Origin of the sequence: Fretibacter rubidus, assembly GCF_041429785.1 — a bacterium.
In the GTDB taxonomy this organism is placed as follows: Bacteria; Pseudomonadota; Alphaproteobacteria; order Caulobacterales; family Maricaulaceae; genus Fretibacter; species Fretibacter rubidus.
The window spans coordinates 1,247,052-1,272,991 of the sequence record NZ_CP163423.1; the positions used below are offsets into that span (position 1 = coordinate 1,247,052).

The 25,940-nt window shown below is 51.8% G+C and carries 23 protein-coding genes and 1 pseudogene; 22 read left to right on the plus strand and 2 right to left on the minus strand.

The genetic code is table 11. The features are described 5' to 3' along the window. The first annotated feature begins 8 nt into the window (after positions 1-8). The 5 genes from mce to AB6B37_RS05965 all read left to right on the plus strand — a co-directional run bounded on the left by mce (position 9) and on the right by AB6B37_RS05965 (position 4,242). On the plus strand, positions 9-446 hold the full coding sequence (mce, locus tag AB6B37_RS05945; protein WP_371397973.1) for a methylmalonyl-CoA epimerase: 438 nt from the start codon (positions 9-11) through the stop codon (positions 444-446). 9 nt (positions 447-455) lie between these two features. Then, positions 456-743, plus strand: a complete 288-nt coding sequence (locus AB6B37_RS05950) for a DUF1467 family protein (RefSeq protein ID WP_371397974.1) — start codon at positions 456-458, stop codon at positions 741-743. An 85-nt stretch (positions 744-828) separates the two neighbouring features. Further along, complete coding sequence (gene proS / locus AB6B37_RS05955) at positions 829-2,157, plus strand: proline--tRNA ligase (protein WP_371397975.1); 1,329 nt, start codon at positions 829-831, stop codon at positions 2,155-2,157. A 5-nt stretch (positions 2,158-2,162) separates the two neighbouring features. Next, positions 2,163-3,494, plus strand: a complete 1,332-nt coding sequence (locus tag AB6B37_RS05960; protein ID WP_371397976.1) for a lipoprotein-releasing ABC transporter permease subunit — start codon at positions 2,163-2,165, stop codon at positions 3,492-3,494. Positions 3,495-3,498: 4 nt separating this feature from the next. Continuing rightward, entirely contained in the window at positions 3,499-4,242 is a 744-nt protein-coding gene (locus AB6B37_RS05965; protein WP_371397977.1) for an ABC transporter ATP-binding protein, read from the plus strand. On the opposite strand, the gene AB6B37_RS05970 is transcribed toward AB6B37_RS05965, so the two are convergent. After that, positions 4,239-5,543, minus strand: coding sequence for an APC family permease (locus AB6B37_RS05970; RefSeq protein ID WP_371397978.1), 1,305 nt, complete (start codon positions 5,541-5,543; stop codon positions 4,239-4,241). The two genes, AB6B37_RS05965 and AB6B37_RS05970, sit on opposite strands and share 4 nt — an antisense overlap. A gap of 271 nt (positions 5,544-5,814) precedes the next feature. Here AB6B37_RS05970 and dnaE point away from each other — a divergent pair, with 271 nt between their 5' ends. The 17 genes and pseudogenes from dnaE to lpxB all read left to right on the plus strand — a co-directional run bounded on the left by dnaE (position 5,815) and on the right by lpxB (position 24,622). After that, complete coding sequence (gene dnaE, locus AB6B37_RS05975) at positions 5,815-9,270, plus strand: DNA polymerase III subunit alpha (protein WP_371397979.1); 3,456 nt, start codon at positions 5,815-5,817, stop codon at positions 9,268-9,270. A 220-nt stretch (positions 9,271-9,490) separates the two neighbouring features. After that, positions 9,491-10,276: pseudogene (gene rpsB / locus AB6B37_RS05980) on the plus strand (30S ribosomal protein S2); the annotation flags it as partial. An 18-nt stretch (positions 10,277-10,294) separates the two neighbouring features. Beyond that, complete coding sequence (locus tag AB6B37_RS05985) at positions 10,295-10,672, plus strand: DUF2853 family protein (protein WP_371398421.1); 378 nt, start codon at positions 10,295-10,297, stop codon at positions 10,670-10,672. A 109-nt stretch (positions 10,673-10,781) separates the two neighbouring features. Then, positions 10,782-11,705, plus strand: coding sequence for a translation elongation factor Ts (gene tsf, locus AB6B37_RS05990; RefSeq protein WP_371397980.1), 924 nt, complete (start codon positions 10,782-10,784; stop codon positions 11,703-11,705). Between the two features lie 147 nt (positions 11,706-11,852). Further along, a complete protein-coding gene (gene pyrH, locus AB6B37_RS05995) occupies positions 11,853-12,575 on the plus strand; it encodes a UMP kinase (protein WP_371397981.1) in 723 nt (240 codons plus the stop codon). Positions 12,576-12,614: 39 nt separating this feature from the next. Then, complete coding sequence (frr, locus tag AB6B37_RS06000) at positions 12,615-13,172, plus strand: ribosome recycling factor (protein WP_371397982.1); 558 nt, start codon at positions 12,615-12,617, stop codon at positions 13,170-13,172. Between the two features lie 2 nt (positions 13,173-13,174). Then, positions 13,175-13,912, plus strand: a complete 738-nt coding sequence (locus AB6B37_RS06005; protein ID WP_371397983.1) for an isoprenyl transferase — start codon at positions 13,175-13,177, stop codon at positions 13,910-13,912. Between the two features lie 2 nt (positions 13,913-13,914). Beyond that, complete coding sequence (locus AB6B37_RS06010; protein WP_371397984.1) at positions 13,915-14,781, plus strand: phosphatidate cytidylyltransferase; 867 nt, start codon at positions 13,915-13,917, stop codon at positions 14,779-14,781. After that, positions 14,778-15,950 carry a 1-deoxy-D-xylulose-5-phosphate reductoisomerase gene (locus tag AB6B37_RS06015; protein ID WP_371397985.1) on the plus strand — a complete coding sequence of 391 codons (1,173 nt, stop codon included), beginning with the start codon at positions 14,778-14,780 and terminating at the stop codon, positions 15,948-15,950. Before AB6B37_RS06010 ends, AB6B37_RS06015 begins: the two co-directional genes overlap by 4 nt. 29 nt (positions 15,951-15,979) lie before the next feature. Continuing rightward, a complete protein-coding gene (locus tag AB6B37_RS06020; protein ID WP_371397986.1) occupies positions 15,980-17,170 on the plus strand; it encodes an RIP metalloprotease in 1,191 nt (396 codons plus the stop codon). A gap of 25 nt (positions 17,171-17,195) precedes the next feature. Then, positions 17,196-19,604 (plus strand): outer membrane protein assembly factor BamA, encoded by a 2,409-nt coding sequence (gene bamA, locus AB6B37_RS06025; protein ID WP_371397987.1) that lies wholly within the window; start codon positions 17,196-17,198, stop codon positions 19,602-19,604. Position 19,605: 1 nt separating this feature from the next. Further along, the gene (locus AB6B37_RS06030; protein ID WP_371397988.1) at positions 19,606-20,181 is read left to right on the plus strand and encodes an OmpH family outer membrane protein; all 576 of its coding nucleotides are present in this window, start codon (positions 19,606-19,608) and stop codon (positions 20,179-20,181) included. Between the two features lie 119 nt (positions 20,182-20,300). Then, a complete protein-coding gene (gene lpxD / locus AB6B37_RS06035; RefSeq protein WP_371397989.1) occupies positions 20,301-21,305 on the plus strand; it encodes a UDP-3-O-(3-hydroxymyristoyl)glucosamine N-acyltransferase in 1,005 nt (334 codons plus the stop codon). Between the two features lie 4 nt (positions 21,306-21,309). Further along, positions 21,310-21,768 carry a 3-hydroxyacyl-ACP dehydratase FabZ gene (fabZ, locus tag AB6B37_RS06040; RefSeq protein ID WP_371397990.1) on the plus strand — a complete coding sequence of 153 codons (459 nt, stop codon included), beginning with the start codon at positions 21,310-21,312 and terminating at the stop codon, positions 21,766-21,768. 15 nt (positions 21,769-21,783) lie between these two features. Continuing rightward, positions 21,784-22,581 (plus strand): acyl-ACP--UDP-N-acetylglucosamine O-acyltransferase, encoded by a 798-nt coding sequence (lpxA, locus tag AB6B37_RS06045; protein WP_371397991.1) that lies wholly within the window; start codon positions 21,784-21,786, stop codon positions 22,579-22,581. Positions 22,582-22,592: 11 nt separating this feature from the next. Next, the gene (locus AB6B37_RS06050; protein ID WP_371397992.1) at positions 22,593-23,444 is read left to right on the plus strand and encodes an LpxI family protein; all 852 of its coding nucleotides are present in this window, start codon (positions 22,593-22,595) and stop codon (positions 23,442-23,444) included. Between the two features lie 2 nt (positions 23,445-23,446). Then, on the plus strand, positions 23,447-24,622 hold the full coding sequence (gene lpxB / locus AB6B37_RS06055) for a lipid-A-disaccharide synthase (RefSeq protein WP_371397993.1): 1,176 nt from the start codon (positions 23,447-23,449) through the stop codon (positions 24,620-24,622). Between the two features lie 12 nt (positions 24,623-24,634). On the opposite strand, the gene AB6B37_RS06060 is transcribed toward lpxB, so the two are convergent. Beyond that, on the minus strand, positions 24,635-25,936 hold the full coding sequence (locus tag AB6B37_RS06060; protein WP_371397994.1) for a citrate synthase: 1,302 nt from the start codon (positions 25,934-25,936) through the stop codon (positions 24,635-24,637). Positions 25,937-25,940: the final 4 nt, after the last annotated feature.

The window sequence follows — 25,940 nt, forward strand, 5'->3', positions numbered from 1 at the left end:
GAGCGCATATGCCCAAATTTAATGTTGGCCCGCTTAATCATGTCGGCGTGGCTGTGCCCGATATCGACGCGGCGATTGCCATGTACCGCGAAAAATTCGGCGTTACAGACATAACAGAACCCAAAGATTTGCCGCCTCAAGGCGTGACCTATGCCTTTGTGAACCTCCCGAGTGGTCAGGTCGAACTTATCACGCCTTATGGCGATAATTCGCCGATTACCAAATATCTAGAGCGTAATCCCAAAGGCGGACAGCATCACCTGTGTTTTGAGGTCGAAGATATTCGTGAGGCTGTGACCGCCATGGAAACGCGCGGGATGCGGGTGTTAAATGAGCCGCGTATTGGCGCGCATGGAACGCTCGTTGTGTTTTTGCACCCGGGTGATGCGGGCGGTGTTTTGATTGAACTGATGGAAACGCCCAAAGCTGATGCGTCTCACGCCTAAGGATCCGCTATGAACCCTTTTTCCGCATTTGTGATGTACCTCATCGTCTGGTGGCTGACGCTGTTTATGATACTGCCGATTGGTGTGCGCGGCCAAGCCGAAGAGAATGATATCGTTGAGGGGAGCGAGCCGGGAGCGCCAGTGAATTCTGACATGTGGCGCAAGATCAAACTGACCACTATCATTGGCACAATCCTTTGGGTGATTGTTTGCACGATTATCATTACGGGCATCTTTAATTGGGATGATCTCGCGCGGTTGATGGGTGTCCCCGTGGACAGCGGCGGCCCAAGCTAAATCACACCGTAACCATATTATTCAAAGTCTTGTTTGAGAGCAGGCAAGCGGCTAAGGCTAGTCCAACGTCACAAAGGATTCGACTATGCGTTTATCCCGCTACTTTCTGCCTGTTTTAAAAGAAACACCAGCGGACGCGACCATCGCCTCGCATCAATATATGCTGCGCGCGGGCATGATGAAACAAAATAGCGCGGGTATCTACAGCTGGCTGCCGCTGGGTTATAAAGTGCTTAAAAATATCGAAGCCATTGTACGTGATGAGCAAAACAAAGCTGGCGCCAATGAAATGTTGATGCCGACGATACAATCGGCGGATTTATGGAAAGAAACGGGCCGTTATGATGACTACGGCCCAGAGATGCTACGTATTACAGATCGTCACGAACGCGAGATGTTATATGGTCCCACCAATGAGGATATGATAACCGACATATTCCGGTCTTTTGTGCGCTCTTACAAAGACTTACCGCAGCTTCTTTATCATATTCAGTGGAAATTTCGTGATGAACGCCGCCCCCGTTTTGGTGTGATGCGTGGCCGTGAATTTTTGATGAAAGATGCCTATAGCTTTGATCTGACCAAGGAAGACGCGGTCAAAAGCTATAACCGTATGTTTGTGGCTTACCTCAACACATTCGCACGGTTAGGCCTCAAAGCTGTGCCGATGCGCGCAGATACAGGACCGATTGGCGGCGACCTTAGCCATGAGTTTTTAATTCTGGCCGATACGGGCGAAAGCGAAGTATTCTGCCATTCCGATTTGGTTGATATGGCCGCACCCGGTGATGTGGATTACGATAGTGATTTACAGAGCTTTGTCGATGCGCGCACATCGCTTTATGCGGCGACTGACGAAATGCACGAGCCTGATGAATTTGCTAAAGTTCCGGGTGACAAGCAGCTATCCGCGCGCGGTATTGAAGTCGGGCATATCTTTTACTTTGGCGATAAATATTCTGGCCCTATGGGCGCAAAAGTTATGGGCTCTGACGGCAAGGAAAGTAATGTCATGATGGGGAGCTACGGTATCGGTGTGTCGCGCCTTGTCGGCGGCATCATCGAGGCGAGCCATGATGAAAATGGTATCATCTGGCCCAAATCGGTCACGCCCTTTGGCGCAGGTATCATCAATCTGAAAGCAGGCGACGATGGCACTGATGCGGCCTGTGAGGATTTATACGGCAAACTATCCAAAGCGGGCATCGACCCGCTCTATGACGACAAAGCCGATCGTGGCGGCGTGAAATTCGGTCGTATGGACCTTATCGGCTTGCCATACCAACTGGTCATTGGCCCGCGCGGTGTCAAAGACGGCATTGTCGAGGTCAAAGACCGCAAGACGGGCGAGAAGCAAAATCTGTCATATGACGAAACTTTAAATTACATTACTGCGCAATATCGGGATAAGTAGCGCCCATGAACGCGCAAACGCCCCATATGAAAGCCGACATTCCGCCGCAAATGATTGGCGCGCAAAATGCGCCCTTTGGCAAAGTCGAGCGGATGATTTCGCGCAGATATTTAGGCGCGAAGAAAAAAGACGGCGGCGTTGGCCTCATCGCGGCGTTGTCCTTTATCTGTATTATGCTGGCTGTGGCGGCGATGATTATCATCATGTCGATTATGAACGGCTTTCGCGGTGAAATGATCCGCCTGACCATTGGGTCTGAAGGCCATATGTATGTCGCCTCTTCATCCCCGCAGCCCACCCCCGATAGCGTTGCGCAGCTAGAACGTCGTGTGGCGACTGTGGAGGGTATCGAAAAAGTGTTTGAAATGACGCAAGCCAATACCATGGTGCAAACGAGTAGTGGTGTCACAGGCGTGCAAGTCATCGGCATTACCCCTGCGAGTATGAAGGATTTTGCCCTAATCTCTGACAATCTTGTCCTCGGCTCTCTTGATGGTTTCGGGGAGGGACGCGGCCAAGACAACCAAGTTGCAATGGGTAGCGGCGTCGCGCGGCAATTAAACGTCACAGCCGGCGATACAGTCGTGGTCTATAGCCCCCGTGTCCGCGCGAGCCCCATGGGGTCGACCCCTATTCGCAAGACGTTCACTGTGGGGGCTATTTATGAAATTGGTCTGCTGCAAGCTGATACGCTTTATATGTATATGGGGCTAGAACAGGCGCAGCTTTTGTTTAACGACGGAAAGACGGACGGGACGCTGCAAATCCGTTTGGACAACCCTGACGAGATTGATGCCATGGTGCAAAAGGTTGCTAATGCGGCGGGTGAGCCATTGTTTATTGAGACATGGCGTGACCGCAACCAAAGCACAGCAACAGCGCTTCGGACCGAGCAAATCGTGATGCGTATGATCTTCATGATCGTCGTCATAATTGCGACGTTTCCTGTGCTGTCGGCGATGATTATGCTTGTGAAGAACAAATCGCGCGATATCGCCGTGCTGCGCACGATTGGCGCGACACAGGCGGGGATATTACGGATATTTTTAATGTCAGGTGCCGCAATTGGTGTGTTGGGAACACTCGCGGGTCTTATCTTTGGTATTCTATTTTGCCTGAATATTGAACCGATACAAAAGGCAATTGAATTTGTCTCTGGCGCGCCTTTATTTCCTGCCGATGTCTACGGCTTGTCGGGGATTATCCCTGTTAAAATCGTCTGGACAGAGGTACTAGGCGTGGCGTTTTGGGGATTTCTAATCACGACACTCGCCACATATTTACCCGCGCGCAATGCCTCCAAAATCGACCCTGTGGACGCGCTGAGGTATGAGTAGAACGATGAATAATCAATTCGACCATATGCCAGAGGCCAAACGCCCTATCCTGTCTGTGCGAAATTTGCACCGTCATTACAAATCAGGCGAGGGAACGCTGACCGTGCTGAACGGTGCGGATATCGATATTTATCCCGGCGAAATGGTCGGCCTCGTCGGGCCGTCTGGCTCTGGCAAGTCGACACTCTTGCATGCAGCGGGACTGCTCGAGCAACCTGACGCGGGCAAGGTTTATATCAATGGGCGAGAGTGCTTGAAGCTAAATGACGCGACCCGCACATCAATCCGCCGTCAAACTATTGGCATGGTCTATCAATTTCATCACCTTCTCAAAGAATTCACAGCGCTAGATAATGTCGCCATACCGCAGATGATTGCGGGTAAGAGCCAAACCAAGGCGCGGGCTGAGGCAGACCGTCTTTTGTCTCTTATGGGGCTCGCTGAACGGCTTGATCATACGCCGTCCCAAATGTCGGGTGGGGAACAGCAACGCGTTGCCATTGCACGGGCCATTGCCAATAAACCGCAGCTTCTTTTGGCTGATGAACCCACGGGTAACCTTGACCCCGCGACCTCGACGCGCGTGTTCCAAAGCTTGCTAGATCTAACGCGGCGCGAAGGTGTGTCTGCGCTGGTGGCCACGCATAACATGGAACTGACCCGCTTTATGGACCGCGTGCTGACCGTGCGAAATGGCCAAGTGGTGGCGGTTGCGAAAAATGCCATTCAAGGCGGGATTGTCGTCTAGCGACCAAGCCGTTTTGAGAGCCAGTAAAACACCCCGCCCAGCGCAATCAGCCCCGCCGCAAAGCCCGCTTGTAACGGCTTTTCCATCACCACAAAGACCAATGTGAAAACGGTCAGCGCGATGTAAATTAGCGGCGTGACCGGGTAGCCCCACGTGCGGTAGGGGCGCGGTAGATCGGGTTCGCGGTAACGCAACACGAATACGCCTACGACCGCCAAGAGGCTATTTAAGGCGAGCATAGCCCCTGCAAAAATCACGATAAATTCGAAGCTGCTGGTCAGGATGAAAATCAGCGTGACAGCAGATTGGAAATAAATCGCATTGCGCGGCACACCTGCACCGTTCACGCGTCCCAAAAAGCCTAGCGCGGGGAAGTCTTCGCCGACACCTTGCAAAGCGCGCGGCCCCGCGAGCACCATGGCGCTGACCGTGGATACGAGTAACAGCGCCAGCGCCATCCCTGTTACCCGCGCTGCTGTATCGCCAAAGATATAGGTGGCCGCGATATAACCGATTTCTTCGCGGCCCGTCATCGCATCAATAGGGGCAACGCGTAAAAACACATAATTCAGCGCAACATAAAGCGCCATGACAATGGCTGTGCCGACCAGCAAGACACGCGGTAGGTCGCGCTGCGGGTTTTTCATCTCGCCGCTGATATAGGTTGCGGCGTTCCATCCCGTATAGGCATAGGACACGTAAATAAGGGCGACGGCGTATGAACCGCTGGTCATGGCATCAAAACCGCTGGCCGAAGGGGCAAAGGATATGGGTTGAGCGTCTGCCACGAGCAAAAGTCCCGCTAGGCAAAAAGCCACAATCATAATGACTTTGATGAGAGTGAAGCTTGACTGAAACGCGCCGCTGCTCCCCCGATTACGACCATGAATTAGCGTCGCAATGATAACAACGCTTGCCGCTAACCCTTTGGTGACCCACGGCCCGTAATCACCGGGCAGGGCAGCCGTGGCATAGGTGCCAAACACAATGGCGGAAGCTGCTATGGGGGCCGCAAAACCGATAACAGCGGAAATCCAGCCGGATATGAACCCCGCCGCAGGATGATAGATGCGGCCCAGAAAGTTATACTCACCGCCAGATCGGGGCAGGGCTGCGCCAAGCTCGCCGTAGGACGCCGCCCCGCAGAGCGCCGCGACACCGCCCAGCACCCATAACATCAGCAGCGCAAAGCCGTCTTGTATGTCCAAAAGCTGGAACCCAAGGCTCGTAAACACGCCCGTGCCGACCATATTGGCAATGATAATGGCGGTCGCCGTGCGCGGTTTATAATGGTCTGACATTGTGGTCCCCTTGGTTGGACTATCTTGCGGGAATAACGCTGTGTCTAGGGTTTTCGCAGGCCTTGACGATTTCTGTTGACTTATCTGTGGGCGGTTATGTATAAGAACAAAACAAGAACATATATTGTGTTCACACAAACCAGTTGGGGATAAGCCATGAAGCAAGTTGTATCAGACCTAAGCGCCGCTATTGTGATGGCAGGATTCGTCACAATGATGACTATGTGGATGATGGTGCTATCCGCCTAATAGACACCAAAGGAGGGGACATATGGCCGCCAAGCCCGTTCAATTTGTTCACCTCCGCGCACGTACGCCTTACTCTATTCTAGAGGGCGCAACAAAAATTGGCGATATGGCCAAGCGGGCCAAAGAATACCGTATGCCCGCCATTGCCATGACCGACACCCATAATATGTGTGCAGCGCTGGAATTTTCCGGCACAATGGTCAGCAACGGCTTGCAGCCTATTATTGGCGTTACGCTGTCAGTTGATTTAGAACTAGATGACCAACCTGGGCAGCTTCGCCGCGATCCTGACGGTATGCTGGTCTTATTGGCGCAAGATGATCTCGGCTATGAAAACTTGATGGAGTTATCCTCCGCCAGCTATCTTGATATTTCGCCGACAGACCTACCGCATATCAAAGCGGCGCGCATGAACGGCAATACAGACGGCGTGATTGCTTTGACGGGCGGCCCTGACGGGGCGCTGAACCGCCTGATATGCAAAGGACAACTGGCAGAGGCGGAGGCGTGGCTTGATAAGCTGGCAGCCTTATTCCCGAACCGCTTATATATAGAGTTACAACGCCACGGCCTCGCCCATGAAATAGAAGCCGAAAAAGTTCTGATTGATTGGGCTTATGCCAAGGATTTGCCGCTGGTTGCGACGAATGAGCCCTATTTCCTCGACCCTGATATGCACGAAGCCCATGACGCACTTTTGGCGATATCAGAGGGCAGTTACCTGTTGGAGAAAGACCGCCGTAAGGTGTCTAATCAGCATTATTTCAAAACATCAGAGCAAATGGCTGAGGTGTTTAAAGACATTCCCGAAGCCATTGAAAACACTGTGGATATTGCGCGGCGTTGTGCGGTTCGTTCTGTGGCGCGGGATCCTATTTTGCCCAATTTTGGCGACGGCAGCTTATCAGAAGGTGACATCCTGGCTCAGCAAGCCCGTGACGGTCTGCGCGAACGCCTAGACGCTGTGCCGCCCGCCGATGATGAACAAGCCTATTTTGATAGGCTGGATTTCGAACTCGACGTTATTCGTCAAATGGGCTTTCCGGGTTACTTTCTTATCGTTTCCGATTTTATCAAATGGGCCAAAAATGAGGGGATTCCTGTGGGGCCGGGCCGGGGGTCTGGTGCGGGTTCTGTTGTCGCGTGGGCGCTTACGATTACGGATTTGGACCCGTTGCGTTACGGTCTGCTGTTTGAGCGCTTCCTGAACCCCGAGCGGGTGTCCATGCCCGATTTCGATATCGATTTCTGCCAAGAACGGCGCGGCGAAGTCATTAAATATGTGCAGCAAAAATACGGTACCGCCCAAGTCGCGCATATTATCACTTTCGGGACGCTGCAAGCGCGCGCCGTGGTGCGTGATGTTGGCCGTGTTATGCAAATGCCGCTCGGCCAAGTCGACAGGCTTGCCAAGCTTGTCCCGTCAAATCCCGCTAGTCCCGTAACGTTAGGCGAAGCGATTACGATGGAGAAAGGCCTGCGTGAGGCGCGCGATTCTGAACCTGCCGTGCGTAAACTCCTGGATGTCGCGCTAAAGCTGGAGGGGTTATACCGCAATGCCTCGACCCATGCGGCGGGTGTCGTGATTGGTGACCGTCCCTTGACCAAGCTTGTCCCGCTCTATCTTGACCCGCGCTCTGAAATTCCCGCGACGCAATTCACAATGAAATATGCGGAAAAAGCCGGGCTAGTGAAATTTGACTTTTTGGGCCTTAAAACCCTGACTGTGATTGATCGGGCGCTGAAATATCTCGTGCAGCAGGGGCGCCCCATCGACCTTGACGCCATTTCAACGGACACGCCAGACGCTTACACCAATCTTGCGCTGGGGCTGTCTGCGGGCGTGTTTCAGCTTGAGAGCTCGGGCATGCGCGATGTGCTGCGTAAAATGGCACCCGACACGATTGAGGAATTAACCGCCCTTATCTCGCTATATCGTCCAGGGCCGATGAAAAACATCGACACTTATATTGACCGTAAATATGGCCGCGTAAAAATTGAATATCCGCACCCTAGCTTGGAAGATATACTGAAAGAAACCTACGGCATTATTATCTATCAAGAACAGGTGATGCAAATCGCGCAGGTCTTGTCAGGGTATTCACTCGGCGAGGCGGATATGCTCCGCCGTGCCATGGGTAAAAAAGACCAAGCGGAAATGAACCGCCAAAAATCACGCTTTGTTGACGGTGCGGTCAAACGCAATGTTGATGCAAAACTCGCGTCTGATATCTTCGAGTTGGTCAATGAATTCGCGGGCTATGGTTTTAACAAATCACACGCCGCCGCCTATGCGATGATATCGTTTCGCACGGCCTATTTAAAAGCCGTTTATCCCACAGAATTTATTGCCGCGACGATGAGCCTTGATATCGCTAATGTCGAAAAACTGGCGCAGTTTTATCAAGAGGGTAAACGGCTCGATTTGACCATATTGCCGCCTTGCGTGAACCGCTCTGGCGCAGATTTTGAAGTCACCGACAATGCTGTGCTCTACGCTTTGGGGGCTTTGAAAAACGTCGGTGTCGAAGCGATGCGCCATGTGGTGGCTGTTCGCGAAGACGGCGGACCGTTTAAAGATTTGTTCGATTTTGCCCGTCGCGTGGATAGCCGTATTGTCAATAAACGCGCGATTGAAAATCTCGCGCGCGGCGGGGCGTTTGATTGCCTTGAACCTAACCGGGCCAAAACGCTGGCGTCTGCGGGAATTTTGCAATCAATCGGCTCTCGCGCTGCCGAAGAACGCCAATCCGCCCAAGTGGGCCTATTTGGTGACGCCGTGGACGCAATGGCTGAGCCGGATTTGAAGGACGCTGCGCCTTGGGGCAATATCGAGCAACTCGACCATGAATTAGGGGCCGTTGGTTTTTACCTCGGCGGCCACCCGCTAGAGACTTATGCCAATACCACTGATGTGAAGCAGTCTATTCCTGCCATTGAGATCGAAGAACGGTTCACACGCTCTGGACAAGCTGTGAAATTGGCGGGCGTTGTCCGTAAACGCCAAGAACGCATGAGCAAGCGCGGCAAGCGGTTTGCTTATGTCGGAATTTCAGATCCCACAGGTGATTTTGAAATCTTTGTCGGCGAGGGCTTATTGGCCGTATCGCGTGAAATTCTAACGGCCGGGGCGGTGGTCGTCGTAAAAGCGAAGCTTGAGCAGCGAGACGGCGATATTAAAATCTTCGCGGACGAGATTCGCTCGCTGGATACAACAGAAACAGCTCCTAAAATCGCGGGTCTTAAAATCCGTCTGCGCTCGGCGACGATAGAAAGCTTAGACGCGCTTGAAAAAGCGCTCGAATCATTGCGCGAAGCGCCGTCGGAAAACTCGGGTTATATAGAGATTGTGGCCCCGCTTGACGGTGCACGCGAAGGACAATGGCGTTTGCCCAATCGTTTTGGTATCGATCCGTCCATTCAGGCGGCCCTCAAAGCATCGAAAATGATTGAAATGATCGAAGAAATCGCCGCCTAGCGCGTATTTAGCGTCGATTGTCTCTTATTCAGCCGTTCACGGCCTTCTATGGTTGTCTTTGGTCAGAAAAGGGCTTGAACCTTTTAAAATCCCTGTTATACGCGCCGCTTAAATTCGCATATGGGTGACGGGTTTGATCATATAGGTCTTACTCTCTTCCGGTGAAGTCGGGCGATCCGCTTTCACACCCATATCGGCCAACCGGACAAAGGAAATATCCATGGCACTACCTGAATTCTCTATGCGTCAACTCCTGGAAGCAGGCGTTCACTTTGGTCACCAGACACACCGCTGGAACCCGAAAATGGCACCTTACATCTTTGGTGCGCGTTCAAATATTCATATCATGGACCTGTCCCAAACTGTGCCTTTGTTGCACCAAGCACTGGTTCAAGCCCGCGAAGTTGCTTCTAAAGGCGGCCGTATTCTTTTCGTTGGCACAAAGCGTGCTGCGTCTGAACCTGTCGCGACAGCAGCGCAGCGTTGTGCACAATATTACGTGAACCACCGTTGGCTTGGCGGTATGCTGACCAACTGGCAGACAGTGTCTGGTTCTATTTCTCGTCTGCGCGAACTGGAAACAACCTTGGGTGAAGGCGGTGCAACCGGTCTTACGAAAAAAGAATTGCTTCAGCTAACGCGTGAGCAAGAAAAGCTTGATAAAGCGCTTGGCGGTATCAAAGATATGGGCGGAAAGCCTGATTTGATGTTCGTTATCGACACGAACAAAGAATCGATTGCGATTAAAGAAGCGCGCCGGTTGAACATTCCTGTGATCGCTATCCTCGATACAAATTGTGATCCATCTGCGGCTGATTTCCCAATTCCGGGTAATGATGATGCGGCTCGGGCTATCTCTCTTTATTGCGACCTTATTGCTGATGCTGTTTTAGACGGCATGACCGAGTCTGCGGCTAAAATGGGTATGGACATCGGCGCGGCTGAAAACCCTGTCGAAGTCGCGCTTGACCTTCCAGAGGCAACGCCAGCTTCGGCTCCTGCACCTGCTGCAAAAGTGCCTGCTGTGGAACCTGCAACGGCGACTGTTAAAGAAGAAGCTGCACCTGTTGCCGCGACTGCTGATGCAGAGGAAAGCGAATATTTACGCGTAACCCGTGAATATGACGCAGAGGTTGACCCGGCTGTCGTTGACAAAATCGTCAAACACCTCGGCGCGTCGCTCTCTAATCGCGATAGCAAATATGTGGCGTGTTCTGACGAGACTGAGCTTGAGACGATTGTCAAAGGCTTCATGAAGAAGAAAATCGGTATTGATGACGCGGCTGCCGCGATGGAAAAAGTCAAAGCCGTTTGCACAACAATGAAGCCAACACGCATGAAGAACCGCGTGACGTTTTATTACCTTCTTGCGAAAAACGAAGGCAAATTGGGCGAATTTTAATCAGTCCAATCTGACGCGGCGCTTGCGCCCTCTTTAAATATGACCTGGCCGCCCCTATATGGCGGTCAGTATTCACTTATAGATATAGACCCCTCTTAGGAGATATGACATGGCACAAATTACAGCTGCATTGGTAAAAGAACTGCGCGATAAAACATCCGCAGGCATGATGGATTGCAAGAAAGCCCTTAATGAGACAGGCGGCGACCTAGAAGCTGCTGTTGATTGGTTGCGGACCAAAGGTATCGCGAAAGCCGACAAAAAAGCCGGTCGCGTAGCGGCAGAAGGTCTTGTGGGTTATGCGCTTAACGGCACAAAGGGTGCTTTGGTCGAAGTCAATTCAGAGACTGACTTTGTGGCCCGTAACGAAGGCTTCCAAGCTGCGGTTGAAGAAGTCACAAATCTAGCGCTGACTTGTGATTCAACCGAGGAACTTGCCGCTGCCAAAACATCGACGGGTGAAACCGTTACGGAATTTTTCACGACTCTTGTAGCGAAAATTGGTGAAAACATGGGCTTACGCCGCATGGATAGCGTCAGTGTCGGCTCTGGTACGGTCACAGGCTATATGCACAATGCTGTTGCGGGTAACATGGGCAAAATCGGCGTGCTTGTTGGCCTTGAGTCGACAGCGGATACAGCCAAACTTGACGCGCTTGGCAAGAAGATTGCCATGCACATTGCGGCGACAAACCCGCTCGCGCTCAACGTTGAAGATTTGGACCAAAGCGTTGTCGCAAAAGAGCGTGAAATGCTAAAAGCTGAAGCGTTAGAATCTGGCAAGCCAGAAGCTATTGTGGACAAAATGGTTGATGGTCGCATGACAAAATTCTTCAAAGAATCTGTTTTGATGACTCAAATCTTTGTCATGGACGGTGAACGCTCTATCGAACAAGTGATTGCTGATGAAGCCAAAGCGCTTGGTACAGACGTTAAACTTACGGGCTATGTCCGCATGGCGCTGGGCGACGGCATTGAGAAAGAAGAAGAAGATTTCGCAGCAGAAGTCGCTAAAACAGCGGCTGGCGGCTAATCAGCCTTCAAAAAAGTGTAAAAAACCACAGCCCCGTGCGCCTATAGACTGGCGCGCGGGGCTGTGTGCGTCTATTCCTAGAGAAATTCGCGAGTCGCTCAGTGTTTGTCTGGGCGCTTTCAAAGCCGAGTGCCGGGGAGGTTGCCAATGGGGCAAGACTATAAATTCAAACGCGTGCTGTTAAAGCTATCCGGCGAGGCCCTGATGGGTAATCAGGATTACGGTATTGACGTTGATATGACCTCACGCGTCGCGAAAGAAATCAAAGCCGCTCACGACAACGGCCTCCAAATTGCGCTCGTCATTGGTGGCGGTAATATTTTTCGCGGCCTTTCGGCACAAGCGGGCGGTATTGAACGCTCGACGGCTGATTATATGGGAATGCTCGCGACTGTTATGAACGCGCTCGCCATGCAAAGCGCGCTAGAGCAGGCTGGTGTTGATACGCGCGTAATGTCAGCCATTCCCATGACGACAGTATGCGAGCCTTATATTCGTCGCCGTGCCGTAAGACATATGGAAAAAGGCCGCGTTGTGATTTTCGCGGCGGGCACAGGCAATCCATACTTTACAACGGATACGGCAGCCGCACTTCGCGCGGCAGAGATGAATTGCCAAGCTTTGTTAAAAGGCACCCAAGTTGACGGCGTTTATTCGGCTGATCCGAAAAAAGACCCAAATGCCAAGCGTTATGACACATTATCCTATCACACGGTTCTGGCCGAAGATTTGCGCGTCATGGATGCGTCAGCTGTGACCTTGATGCGTGACAATAATATCCCCATAATCGTATTCTCATTATCGCAAAAAGGTGGTTTTGACGCCGTTATGCGCGGGCAGAGCGTCTGCACCACGATAAAAACACAATAGCGCCACGACGGCGCCCAAAGTAAAAGCAAAGAGGCTCATATGGCTGATTTTAATTTAAAAGATTACCGCAAACGGATGGACGGGGCCGTCGCCTCGCTTAAATCTGAATTTGCAGGTTTGCGTACAGGGCGTGCCAATGCGGCGCTGCTCGACGGTATCATGGTGCCAGCTTATGGTTCTGAAGTGCCGCTAAACCAAGTGGGGTCTGTCAGTGTGCCAGAGCCACGTATGCTCTGCGTGAGTATTTGGGACAAACAAATGGTTGGTGCGGTCGAAAAAGCACTCCGCGTGTCTAACCTTGGCATCAATCCCGTAACGGATGGTCAGACAGTTCGCATTCCTATGCCGCCTCTGACCGAAGAACGCCGCCGTGACCTTGTGAAAGTGGCGGGTGGCTACGCTGAACACGCCAAAATCGCTGTGCGTAATGTTCGCCGTGACGCCATGGACGCGCTTAAGAAAGGCGAGAAAGACGGCGATATGAGCGAAGATGAGCAGAAGGCGCATTCGAGCGATGTGCAAAAAGCAACAGACTCCGTGATTGATACCATTGACGAGACGCTGAAAATTAAATCAGACGAGATTATGCAGGTCTAAGTTTGAGCCAATCCCGGACATATCAACCAACGGTTCCGTTGCACGTTGCCATTATTATGGACGGCAATGGACGCTGGGCGCAGGCGCGTCGTCGTCCGCGTGTGTTCGGACATCAGGCCGGCGTTAAAACCGTACGACGCATTGTCGAGGACGCCGCCGATATTGGGATTAAACATCTGACGCTCTATAGTTTTTCGACCGAGAATTGGACGCGACCTAAAACAGAAATTGCCGCCTTGTTCCAACTGCTAAAGTCTTATGTCGCAGATGACCTTGATACGCTAAACGCAAATAATGTCCGCATTCGTATTTTGGGATCGCGCGAAGGCCTGACGAACGACCTGCTGCAAACCATTGAAAAGGTTGAAAAGACGACTCAGTCAAATACTGATTTCTTTTTAAATATTGCTTTTAACTACGGTGGCCGTGACGAAATTATGCGGGCGGTCAAGACGGCAGTAAAACGCTTTGATGTTGACACTATGACTGAAAGTGACTTCTCGTCCTGCCTCGATACGAGTGACATTCCCGATCCTGATATGGTCATCCGCACATCAGGCGAAAAACGCATAAGCAATTTTTTGATGTGGCAGGCGGCTTACGCTGAATTTATCTTCACCGATGTTTTGTGGCCCGACTTTACGCGTCAAGATCTTGAAGATGCGATTTCTGAATACGGCACGCGTCGTCGTCGTTTTGGAGCGCTTGATGTGGATGCAAACGCTGCGGATGTTGCCTAATTATGGCCCCGCAAAACCCGTCTGAAACTGCCCCGTCTTCGCCTGTAAAGGCCAAACCCATTTGGAAAAATTTAGGCGTTCGATTTTGGTCGGCCATAGTATTTTCAGCAATTTGCCTCGTTCCGTTTTACTTTGGCGGCCTGGCTTGGGCAGCGTTCGTTGCATTGCTCGCGGCGAGGCTGACGTGGGAATGGGTGCGTATGTCGGACCCCGCCCCAACGCCGCTGGCTTTTGCAATCCCGATTATTGGTATTATTATCGCGGTTATCCTTGCCGCCTTCATGGATTATAATTTTGCCGTGCTTAGCCTTGTGATAGCCGCCCTGATCGCGGCAGTTGAACGGTTTAAGCGCAAGGGTATATTGTGGGCCGCGTTGGGTTACATCTATGTCGCCGTGCCGACCCTAATGATTGTTTGGTTGCGCGGCGCTGAAACAGGCTTTGGTGCGCTCGGGCTACAGCAATTATTCTTTGTTATTTTGGTCGTTGTTGCGGCCGATACAGGGGCTTACTTCGGGGGGTCCTTGATGAAAGGCCCCAAAATTGCACCAAAGCTTAGTCCGAATAAAACATGGTCAGGCTTTATGACAGGCTTGGTCTTTGGGATATTCATCGGCGTCGTCACGGGGCATGTTATGGGGTTAGCATGGGGATTGGCAGCGGCATTATCCGTGCCCATCGTCATATTCTCAGTCGTTGGTGATTTTCTGGAAAGTGGCCTAAAGCGCCGCCTTAATGTGAAAGATGCGGGCGATTTGCTCCCTGGGCACGGCGGACTTCTTGACCGCTTGGACGGCCTCATGCTTGCTGTGGTCGCAGCAGGACTGATTTTAATGGTCTATCCGCAGATTTGGACGACAGTCTCGTGAGCCGTAAAATCTCCGTGCTAGGCTCAACGGGCTCAATCGGCGATAGCACGCTCGATATCATAGGTCGCGCGGAAGACGGTGCTTTTGATGTTGTTGCGCTTACGGCCAACCGCAATTCCAAAAAGCTCGCTGAACAGGCCGTGAAATTTAATGCTGATTTTGTCGCGCTTGCCGACCCCGCGAATGAGGGTGATCTCCGCGCGCGGCTAAGCGGCACAGGTATTGAGATCGGCATAGGGCCACAAGCCTTAATAGAAGCGGCCGCACGGCCTGCTGATTTTACAATGGCCGCCATTATTGGCGCAGCGGGCTTAGAGCCAACTTTGGCAGCTGTTGATCAAGGTCATCATGTTGGGCTGGCCAATAAAGAATGCCTGGTCTGTGCGGGTGATTTATTTATGGCGCGGGTCGCAGCGTCAGGCGCAAAATTGCTGCCTGTCGATTCTGAGCATAATGCGATATTCCAAGTCCTAGAGGCGGATGCCCCAAAAGGGGTACGCCGATTGATTTTAACGGCAAGCGGCGGGCCGTTTCGCGAGACATCATTGGATGTCCTTAAGACTGTCAAACCGAGCGATGCCTTGGCGCATCCTGTCTGGGATATGGGCGCGAAAATATCGATTGATTCCGCGACACTCATGAATAAAGGCCTTGAATTGATTGAGGCCGCTTACTTATTTTCCCGTCCGTCATCCGAAGTGGATGTGGTGGTGCATCCACAATCAATTGTTCATTCTATGGTCGAATATATTGACGGCTCGGTTTTGTCGCAAATGGGCTCACCCGATATGCGCACGCCAATTGCTTATGCGATTGGCTGGCCAGCGCGGATGGAGGCGCCGGTCGAGCGGCTGGATTTGACTAAACTGTCTGGGCTGACGTTTTTTGAACCTGATACGACCCGCTTTTCCGCGCTTCGGCTAGCGCGCGACGCGCTAGAGGCGGGCGGGCAGGCGATGTGCGTACTTAATGCGGCTAATGAAATTGCGGTTGCGGCGTTTCTGCGCGAAGAAATTGCCTTTCTCGATATTCCGCGCCTTGTCGAGCGAACCTTGGACAGCCATGCGAAGGCGGCCTGTTTTACAAAGCCTAATGCGAGCGTTGAGGCTGCAATCGACTGTGACGGGGCGGCGCGAGCGACTGCAACAGAGTTGATTGCGGGCTTGTAAAGGCGCGCTTTTGGGCGCAAATTGACGATATGGCAGCGATTTTTAATATCATCCTTTTTGTTAGTAGCTTCCTTGTGGTGCTAGGCGGGCTCGTGTTCTTTCACGAACTGGGTCACTATTCTGTTGCGCGCCTATTCAAAACATCGGTCGAGCGCTTCTCGATTGGTTTTGGGAAGCCTATCAAACAATGGACACGCAAAAACGGCGAGGTTTGGAGCATTGGCCGCATACCGCTGGGGGGCTATGTCAAGTTCTTGGGGGATGCAGGCGCGGCGAGTAACCCTGATGTTTCTGAGCTAAAGACCATTAAAACCACCTTAGAGGCGCAGGGGCAAAGCGTTGAGAATTGCTTTCATTTTAAGCCCCTATATCAGCGCGTTTTAATTGTTCTTGCGGGGCCTATGGCGAACTTCATCCTCGCCATTATTCTAGGGGCCATTGTCGCTATGAGCTTTGGCACGGTGAGCCTTAAATCTGTGGTGAACTCTGTGTCGCCGGGCGGCGCGGCAGAGGCGGCGGGCGTGATGCCAGGGGATCATCTTTTGCGCCTTGACGGAAAAGACGTCAGCGTGTTTGAAAAACTCGGGCCTTACGTATCTGTGCGTAGCGACGTTGAAATGCTGCTAGAGTTAGATCGTGACGGCAATGTTATGAGCATGCCGATCACGCCGCAGCGGTTGGAGCGCGAAGATTTCATTGGCGGGAAAAACAAGGTTGGCACATTGGGTATTCGCGTGGCCAATTCACCAGAAACACGCACGACGCTACGCCACGGGCCCATATCGGCGCTGGGTCACGGCACAGATCAATTTGTCTCCACGATCAGCGCGACGGGTACCTATATGGCCCGCATATTCCAAGCCAAAGAGGACGGCAAAGCCTTTGGTGGAATTTTGCGAATCGCAACAATTACAGGTAAATCCACAGTCGATATATCCAATGCAGAGATAACAGTCGGGCAGAAATTACGCGGCATGATTTACATGCTTTTATCCCTCTCTGCGGCGCTATCCATAGGGTTAGGTGTCGCAAATTTAATGCCTATACCCGCACTCGACGGTGGACATTTACTCTACTACGGTTATGAAGCTGTTGCGGGTCGTCCGTTAAGTGAACAAAAACAGGAGTTTGGGTTTAGAATCGGGTTTGCTGTTCTGTTGGGATTGATGGTTGTGCTAACAATCAATGACATCGGATATATACGCAGCCTTTTCACCTAAGCAAGACAAGCGGACTATGAGATTAATGACCCATTCTCTTCGGACATATTTGAAAGCTATTGTCGTTTCAGTCTTACTGCTGGCTGCGCCGCTGTGGGCTGTGTCTGCGTCTGCACAGCAATCGACACCAGATGCTGCACCCGCAGCACCCCAAGCCCCGACTGTTATTCGCACGGTTCAAGTGCAAGGCAACCAACGGGTCGAGGCCAATACGGTCGCGTCTTACCTTCTATTTGGTCGCGGCGATCCTTATTCCGAAGAACGCATCGATATGTCGGTCAAGACGCTTTATGCGACGGGATTGTTCGCTGATGTCGAGATTGACCCGCGTGACGGCAATGTCCTGATTAGTGTTGTTGAAAACCCGATTATCAACCGCGTTATTCTTGAGGGTAATAAATCCCTGAAGTCCGATAAAATTACTGACGAAATCGAAGCCGAGCCGCGCGCGATTTTCACACGGTCTAAAGTCCAAGAAGACGTACAGCGCATTATCGAGCTTTACCGTCAATCAGGCCGCTTTGCTGCCAATGTCGTTCCAAAGGTCGTGCAGCAACCGCAAAACCGTATCGATTTAATCTTTGAGATTACCGAAGGCCCAGTGACAGGCGTCAAGCGTATCAATTTTATCGGTAACAACGAATATTCAGACCGTAAGCTTCGCGGCGAAGTCGTGACTGAGGAATCAATCTGGTACAAATTTTTCTCCTCTAATGATAACTATGACCCAGGTCGTCTAGAATTTGACCGCGAGCAACTGCGGAAATTTTACACGGACCGCGGCTTTGCCGACTTCCGTGTGGTGTCTGCGGTCGCAGAACTAACCCCCGATCAAGAAGACTTCTACATTACTTTCACGCTGGACGAGGGCGAAGAGTACCGCTGGGGTGATATCAAAGTGAAAACAGAGCTTGAGTCGCTTGACCAAGACCTGCTGCGCCGTCTTGTTCCGATTAGAGAAGGTGAGCTTTACCGCGCTAGCGACGTCGAGAGCGCCATTGATACGCTAACCTTCGCGGCAGGCACGTCAGGTTTTGCTTTTGTTGACATTCAGCCAGAGATTAAACGTAACCGCGATACTAAAACTGTTGATCTTGTCTTTAACATGGTCGAAGGCCCGCGTGTTTACATCGAACGTATCGACATCATTGGTAATACAACCACACTTGATTACGTTATCCGCCGCGAAATGGAGTTGGTCGAAGGCGATGCCTTTAACCGTATCCTGCTTGATCGTTCGCGTAACCGTGTGCGTGCGCTACGCTTCTTTGAAGAAGTTGAGATTACAGAGACACAAGGCACATCCGCTGATCGTGCGATTGTCGAGGTAAACGTCACCGAGCAACCAACGGGTGAAGTTTCGTTCTCGGCGGGTTTCTCATCGGCTGACCAATTCCTTGTCGATCTGTCTATCACACAGCGTAACCTGCGTGGACGGGGACAGTTAATGCGCTTTGTTATTCGCGCGAGTTCAAACCGCCGCGAAATTGATTTACGCTTCACGGAACCGCGCTTCTTGGGCCGTAACTTAGCGGCTGGTATAGAGCTATTTGATGTCACTATTGATTTCCTTGACGAAGCGGGTTTCCGCCAGTCCCGCACGGGTGGACAAATCAGTCTCGGCTTCCCGCTCACGGAAAATACATCGCTGACGGCGCGTTATTCACTCCGTACGGAAGGTGTTGACGTTCCCGGACTGAACTGTGCCGCGATTTTGGCAGATCCTGTTGCTGGCGCGCAAAACAACCTCTGTCTACAAGAGGGTGACCGTCTGTCATCCATCGGTGGTTTCACATTTGGCTGGGACCGTCGTAACGACCCTATTACGCCGACCCGTGGTTTTGATGTCCGCTTTAGCCAGGATTTCGCTGGTATCGGCGGTGACGTGCAGTATTTACGTTCTGATGTTCAGGCCAACTTCTACCGCGGTCTTTTAAAGAATGTTGTGGCCTCTGGTAAGCTTTACGGCGGTTATATCGAGGGTTGGGGCGGCGATCCCGTCAATGTTAATGACCGCTTTTTCAAAGGCTCTTTTGATTTCCGCGGCTATGAAAACGCTGGTATCGGACCCCGTGTGCTGCAAACCAATGAGCTGACAGGTGAAGTGCGACGTGGCCAAGCCCTCGGTGGTAATGCCTACGGCCTTGCTGCACTTGAGGTGAGTTTTCCGCTTTTCGTTCCTTCACTTTTGGGTAGTGTGTTCGCAGAGGCAGGCACAGTGGGCTTGCTTGATGACCAATTTAAGTTTGAGACTGTTGATGGCAATTTACGCACCGAGACAATTGATGACCTATCTATTCGCGCCATGTTGGGGGCCAGTGTTTTCTGGGAAAGCCCATTTGGCCCGATCCGGTTTGATTTCACAAAGCCGCTCAAGCAATATGAATATGATGAGCGCACATCCTTCCAATTCACGACAAGAACAAGGTTCTAATATGTCTATATTTACACTCACGCGCCGGGCAGTTTTCGGCGTCATCGCAATGTTTGCTGTCACCACGGCGGCCTATGCACAATCAACAATCTTGGTCGTTGACCAAGCCCGCGTCATTCGCGAGTCGGCTGTTGGGAAACACATCGCTTCACAACTAAAATCCATTGGTACCAGCATGGAATCAGAGCTGAAAGCTAAAGCGTCTCCTATTGAATCAGAGCGTGACCGTCTGGTGAATGAGCTTAAGAATATGGATCAGAACGCGCTGAAATCTCGCCCTGATTTACAAAAACGCGCACAAGATTTGATGACAAAAGGTCAGCAAACACAGGTCGAAGCGCAATATCTTCAGCGTGAGTTGCAAATTACTGAAGCCAAAGCCATGCAAAAAGTGAATGAGCGTATGGCCAAAATTTTGGAAGCCATTGTTGCGGAACGGGGTGCTGATATCATCGTAGACCGTCAATTGGTCATTTATGGCGGTAAGACAGCCGATATCACCGATACAGTAAAATCGCGCTTAGACAGCCAGATGCGCACTGTGTCCGTTATCCGTGAGCGCTTGCCGCGACAGTAGAACGGTCACACATTGTAAAAATTTCGTGGCGCGGACATTTGTTCGCGCCATATTTTTAGGATAATAGAACATAGCAGACCCCGGTTTATGCATCGGGGCCCAAACAAAGGATAATAGACATGATCGACCCCCGGTTTTACTCCGTTAAGGGCCCGTTATGTCTTGGTCATTTACTCGATGGTCTGGCTGTCGATACCCCAGACCCGAAATTCAACGACGTCATGATCACAGCGCCCAGCGCCTTAGCGGGCAGCAAAACGGGTGACATTACCTTTCTTGGTTCAAAGAAAAATCTGCCCCAGTTAGATAAGTCCAAAGCGAGCGCTTGTTTTGTAACTGAGGACTTGGCCCCGATGGTCGGGGCGCGGCATATTCTGCCCATTATATCTAAACACCCCAGGGCGCATTTTTCCCGCACTATTGACCGTTTGGTTGTGCCTCATCCTACGCGCGGCATTGGCGTTACAATCCATCCTAACGCCAATATTCACGCAACCGCAGTCATTGGTGACGGCGCCGCTATAGAAGAGGGGGCCGTCATTGGGCCATATGCCGTGATAGGGGCAGGCGTTCATATCGGTGCAAACACGCGTATTGACGCCCATTGCGTTGTCGAGTTTTGCGAGATAGCACGCGAATGCCGTGTCAAATCGGGTGCCATCATCGGTGGTCGCGGCTTTGGCGTAGACGCGGATGAGCGAGGTTTGGTTGATATCGCCCATATCGGACGTGTGATTATTGGTGAGCGCGTAAGCATCGGATCGGGGAGTTGCATTGACCGTGCTCAACTGGGCGACACAAGGCTTGGGGATGATGTCAAAATCGATAACCTTGTGCAGATTGCGCATAATGTCACCATTGGTGCAGGCACGATGATCGCCGCCCAAACCGGTATTTCGGGGAGCTGCGTCATCGGCAAAGGCGTCATAATGGGCGGCAGTGTCGGGCTTGCTGATCATCTGACGATTGGTGACGGTGTGGTTATCGCGGCTCGGTCTGGCCTCATGCATAATATTCCAGCGGGTGAAAAATGGGGCGGTACGCCAGCCATGCCAATGCGTGACTTTATGAAGACTGTGGCCGCCACACGACGCCTGATAAAACCCAAAAAGACAAAGGGGTAACACCATGAAAACAGATTATACCCTGCCCATTTCGCGCGAGACAGTTCAGAATTATCTGCCCCATCGTGATCCGATGCTATTCATTGATAGCGTGACCGCGCTATCCGAGGATCAGATTACCGTGATATCGGATGTGAAGGCAGATGCTAATTATTTCAAAGGTCATTTCCCTGACATGCCGATCATGCCGGGTGTGCTGATGGTCGAAACGGCGGCTCAGGCGGGTGCCTTGCTCGTTTCGCTCACGCGCGGGTTAGAAGACGGAAAATTCATCGCCTTTTCCAGCGTTGATAACGCCAAGTTTAAACGCCCTGTCTATCCGGGTGACCAGTTACGGGTCGAGGTGTCCATTGAGAAAATACGGCTGCCATTTTACCGCTTTTCGGGTAAGCTTTATGTGAAAGATACGCTGGTCTGTTCGCTGCAATTTGCGGCGGCGCAAATGGATTTTCCGAACGCTTAACAAAGGGCTGAGCTAATGAGTATTACGATACATCCCTCGGCCCATGTCGATCCTGCGGCAACGATTGCTGACGGCGTGACAATTGGCCCGCTTTGCGTTGTTGGCCCTGACGTGTCGTTGGGCGCAAACACGACATTGGTTAGCCAAGTCAATTTGGCGGGACACACCACGATTGGGGCGGATTGTGAACTTTATCCTTTTGTGTCCATGGGGCATCCCCCACAGGATTTTAAACACAAAGGTGGCCCTGTCAGCATCACAATTGGGGACCGCAATACATTTCGGGAACTTGTCAATATTCACCCCGGCACAGATGCAGGGCGGCCAGAGACAACGATCGGCAATGATTGTTACTTTATGGTCGGGAGCCACTTGGCCCATGAAGGGCGCGTCGGCAATAAGGTGGTAATCTCCAATGGGGTGCAAATCGGCGGCTGCGTCAGCATCGGTGATCACGCGATTTTGGGGGGGCTCTGTGCGGTACATCAGTTCACACGGATTGGCGCCCATGCCTTTGTCGGCGGGATGGCCACTGTGACGTCCGATGTCATTCCTTATGGCTCTGTTGTTGGCAATACGGCTCATTTAGCGGGATTGAATGTTGTCGGTCTGAAACGCCGCGGATTTGACCGCAAAGCCGTGCGAGACTTACGGTCAGCGTACCGCCTTTTATTCGCGCAAGAAGGCACATTTGCCGAACGGCTAGAGGATACAGCGCGACTATATAAGGACCATGGTTTGGTGATGGAAATCGTCGATTTTATCCGCGACCAAGATAAACGGCATATCTGTATGCCGCCGTTAGGGGGCTAAGGGGATAGTGCATGTCTGATGCCATGAAAGTTGGTCTGGTTATGGGCGGCGGCGATTTACCCGCTGCCGTCATAGAGGGCTGCGCGCGCGCAGGGCATGATATTTTTATCGTCCGTCTGGACGGTTATGCGGATGATATTGAGCAGGGTCTTGATAGTGAGATTATTGGGCTGGCCAAATTTGGTACCATGATTAAACGGTTTCGCGCAAAAAACTGTACCCATATATGCTTTGCCGGTGATGTAAAAAGGCCTGATTTTAAGACGCTTAAGCCTGACTTTGGCGGCTGGCGGAAATTACCGGGCGCTTTGTCGGCGGCACGCCAAGGGGATGACGCGTTATTATCATATATCTTAGAAATGTTTGAGGCTGCGGGGTTTGAGATTATCGCGCCGCAGACACTATCGGCTCATATCCTCATGCCGGATGGGCATTTGGGGCGGATGAAGATGTCGCCAGACATGCGTGCAGATGCGGAAAAAGCCTGCCGCATTGCCAAGGATATGGGGGCGCTTGATATTGGGCAGGGCGCGGTCGTTTGCGCGGGGCTTACCCTCGCTGTCGAAGCGGCAGAGGGCACGGATATGATGCTGGAGCGTATTGCGCATTTACCCGAAGCCATACGCGGAACAGAGGCATCGCGGCGGGGCGTTTTGGCCAAAATGGTCAAACCTGGCCAAGAGACGCGTGTCGACCTCCCGACAATTGGTCTGAAAACCGTCGAACTCGCCGCCCGTGCGGGGCTGGCAGGTATTGTGACCGAAGGGGGTCGCAGCTTTCTTCTTGACCGCGAAGCTGTGATTAAGGCGGCTGACGCGGCGGGTATATTTATCGCCGGTCTGCCGTCCGGTGATAGTCTTTAGTCATGTCCCCTGCGTCAAAGCCCAGACCCACATCCAAATCCGTTTTCATAATTGCCGTTGAAAATTCAGGTGACCAACTGGGGGCAGGCTTAATCCGGGCGATACGGGCACAAAACGCCGATGTCATGTTATCAGGCATTGGCGGCGCGGCCATGGCAGGCGAAGGTGTCTCTAGTGATATCGACATTTCCGCCCTGTCAATCTTAGGCTTTGTCGAGGCGGTGAAAGTCTACCCCACAGTGTTAAAGCGTGTGAAAGAGGTTGTCGCCGTCGTTAAGGCGCAGGGCCCTGACGCGGTCATTCTTATCGATAGTTGGGGATTTATGATCCGAGTGGCGCAGCGTTTGAAAGAAGCGGGCTATACAGGTCAAATAATCAAATATGTCGCCCCGCAAGTCTGGGCGATGCGTGAGGGGCGGGCAAAAATATTGGCCAAGGCTGTTGATCATCTTTTGACCATCCATAGCTTTGATGCGCCTTACTTTACGCGTCACGGCTTGCCGGTGACCTATGTCGGTAATCCCGTCTTTGATACGGATTACCGGAGCGGGGACGGCGCAGCGTTTCGCAAGGCGCATAATATTGCCAAACAAAGTTCTGTTATTGGCGTGATGTTCGGGAGCCGCCAAGGCGAGATTGCGCGTCTTGCGCCGACCCTAGCGGCAGCTGCGGGGGATTTACAAAACAAACATACAGACGCCGTTTTGATTGCGCCCGTTGCGACATCCATCAAAGACCACCTTTTACGGTTGGCGAAAACAGATCCAAACGTCGCGCGGATAAAATTTGTTGATCAAGGTGAATTAGTGGGGGCTATGGCGGCGATGGATGTGGGTTTGGCCTGTTCTGGCACGGTCACGACGCAACTGGCCTCTGCTGGTGTGCCCACTGTGGTGGCTTACAAACTCGCGCCAATGACATTTTTTGTAGCTAAGCGTTTGTTCAAACCAGACTATATTTCAATCGTGAATATTGCCGCTGGCAAAGCGTTGATGCCTGAATTTATCCAGGATAATGCGACGGCCGTTAACATGGCTGCGGCGGCAGATAACTATCTTTCAAGTCCTGAGACGGCCCAAAGAACGCGCGATGCGCTACGGGCGCAAACACAGACTATGCAAGCAAAAGGCGGCACTGCGAGTGAGCAGGCCGCCTTACAAATTCTAAAGCTGATTTAAACGATTATCGTTTTAGCGTTCGTTCATGGGGATGAAATCACGCGGCGTTGCACCAGAATAAAGCTGACGCGGACGCCCAATACGCTGGCTTGGGTCTTCCAGCATTTCATTCCACTGCGAAATCCAACCGACTGTCCGCGCAAGCGCGAATAGCACTGTGAACATAGATGTCGGGAAGCCAAGGGCGGATAGAACAATACCAGAGTAGAAATCAACATTGGGATAAAGCTTCTTAGAGATGAAATATTCATCCTCAAGCGCGATTTTCTCAAGCTCTTTCGCAACATCCAAGATTGGGTTTTTAAGGTCTAACTCTTCGAGCACTTCATGCGCGACTTTTTGCAAGACACGAGAGCGGGGATCAAAGTTTTTATAAACGCGGTGACCAAAGCCCATAAGGCGGAAAGGGTCTGATTTATCTTTTGCGCGTGCGATAAACTCTGGAATACGGTCCACCGTCCCAATTTCGCGGAGCATGTTAAGACACGCTTCATTGGCGCCGCCGTGGCTTGGCCCCCAAAGACAAGCAACACCCGCCGCGATACAGGCGTAAGGATTGGCACCCGATGAACCCGCGAGGCGTACAGTTGATGTCGATGCATTTTGCTCGTGATCGGCATGCAGAATAAAGATTTTATCCATGGCACGCGAGATTGTGGGGCTAATTTTATATTGCTCTGCCGGGACAGAGAAACACATATTCAAGAAGTTCTCTGAATATGACAGATCATTGCGGGGGAACACGGTCGGTTGACCGATAGAATATTTATACGCCCGCGCCGCCAATGTCGGCATTTTCGCGATGAGGCGGTGGATGGCCATGTTGCGCGCTTCGTCTTCGGTCGTATGGGCATCATCATGATAAAAACCAGATAGCGCACCCACTGTGCCGCATAACATCGCCATAGGGTGAGCATCGCGGCGGAACCCATGAAAGAAGCTCTCAATCTGGTCATGGAGCATGGTGTGATTGGTAATGGTGTTTGTAAACTCGTTGCTCTGCGCTTGGTTAGGCAGTTCGCCGTGAATCATCAAATAGGCGACTTCGAGAAAAGTTGAATTTTCTGCGAGTTGGTCAATTGGATATCCGCGGTGAAGCAACTGGCCTTTTTGACCATCGATAAATGTAATCTGGCTCTCTGTGGAACAGGTTGATGTATAACCTGGGTCAAAGGTAAAATGGCCTGTATGCTTATGCAATGCGCGCACATCAATACCTGGGGCGCCCATTGACCCTGCCATTATAGGAAGATCATAGCTTTTATCGCCAATTGTGACTTTCGCCGTGCCTGTTTGTTTGATTTTGTTTTCCATCTCT

What these genes read in the sequence shown, in the direction of transcription:
- AB6B37_RS06050 (WP_371397992.1), top strand. Translation starts at nt 22,593, where the DNA reads ATGTCTGATGCCATGAAAGTTGGTCTGGTTATGGGCGGCGGCGATTTA.
- AB6B37_RS06030 (WP_371397988.1), top strand. Translation starts at nt 19,606, where the DNA reads ATGTCTATATTTACACTCACGCGCCGGGCAGTTTTCGGCGTCATCGCA.
- lpxA (WP_371397991.1), top strand. Translation starts at nt 21,784, where the DNA reads ATGAGTATTACGATACATCCCTCGGCCCATGTCGATCCTGCGGCAACG.
- AB6B37_RS05950 (WP_371397974.1), top strand. Translation starts at nt 456, where the DNA reads ATGAACCCTTTTTCCGCATTTGTGATGTACCTCATCGTCTGGTGGCTG.
- AB6B37_RS06010 (WP_371397984.1), top strand. Translation starts at nt 13,915, where the DNA reads ATGGCCCCGCAAAACCCGTCTGAAACTGCCCCGTCTTCGCCTGTAAAG.
- fabZ (WP_371397990.1), top strand. Translation starts at nt 21,310, where the DNA reads ATGAAAACAGATTATACCCTGCCCATTTCGCGCGAGACAGTTCAGAAT.
- lpxD (WP_371397989.1), top strand. Translation starts at nt 20,301, where the DNA reads ATGATCGACCCCCGGTTTTACTCCGTTAAGGGCCCGTTATGTCTTGGT.
- AB6B37_RS06060 (WP_371397994.1), bottom strand. Translation starts at nt 25,936, where the DNA reads ATGGAAAACAAAATCAAACAAACAGGCACGGCGAAAGTCACAATTGGC.
- frr (WP_371397982.1), top strand. Translation starts at nt 12,615, where the DNA reads ATGGCTGATTTTAATTTAAAAGATTACCGCAAACGGATGGACGGGGCC.
- AB6B37_RS05960 (WP_371397976.1), top strand. Translation starts at nt 2,163, where the DNA reads ATGAACGCGCAAACGCCCCATATGAAAGCCGACATTCCGCCGCAAATG.
- dnaE (WP_371397979.1), top strand. Translation starts at nt 5,815, where the DNA reads ATGGCCGCCAAGCCCGTTCAATTTGTTCACCTCCGCGCACGTACGCCT.
- AB6B37_RS06020 (WP_371397986.1), top strand. Translation starts at nt 15,980, where the DNA reads ATGGCAGCGATTTTTAATATCATCCTTTTTGTTAGTAGCTTCCTTGTG.
- proS (WP_371397975.1), top strand. Translation starts at nt 829, where the DNA reads ATGCGTTTATCCCGCTACTTTCTGCCTGTTTTAAAAGAAACACCAGCG.
- tsf (WP_371397980.1), top strand. Translation starts at nt 10,782, where the DNA reads ATGGCACAAATTACAGCTGCATTGGTAAAAGAACTGCGCGATAAAACA.
- lpxB (WP_371397993.1), top strand. Translation starts at nt 23,447, where the DNA reads ATGTCCCCTGCGTCAAAGCCCAGACCCACATCCAAATCCGTTTTCATA.
- mce (WP_371397973.1), top strand. Translation starts at nt 9, where the DNA reads ATGCCCAAATTTAATGTTGGCCCGCTTAATCATGTCGGCGTGGCTGTG.
- AB6B37_RS05970 (WP_371397978.1), bottom strand. Translation starts at nt 5,543, where the DNA reads ATGTCAGACCATTATAAACCGCGCACGGCGACCGCCATTATCATTGCC.
- pyrH (WP_371397981.1), top strand. Translation starts at nt 11,853, where the DNA reads ATGGGGCAAGACTATAAATTCAAACGCGTGCTGTTAAAGCTATCCGGC.
- bamA (WP_371397987.1), top strand. Translation starts at nt 17,196, where the DNA reads ATGACCCATTCTCTTCGGACATATTTGAAAGCTATTGTCGTTTCAGTC.
- AB6B37_RS05965 (WP_371397977.1), top strand. Translation starts at nt 3,499, where the DNA reads ATGAATAATCAATTCGACCATATGCCAGAGGCCAAACGCCCTATCCTG.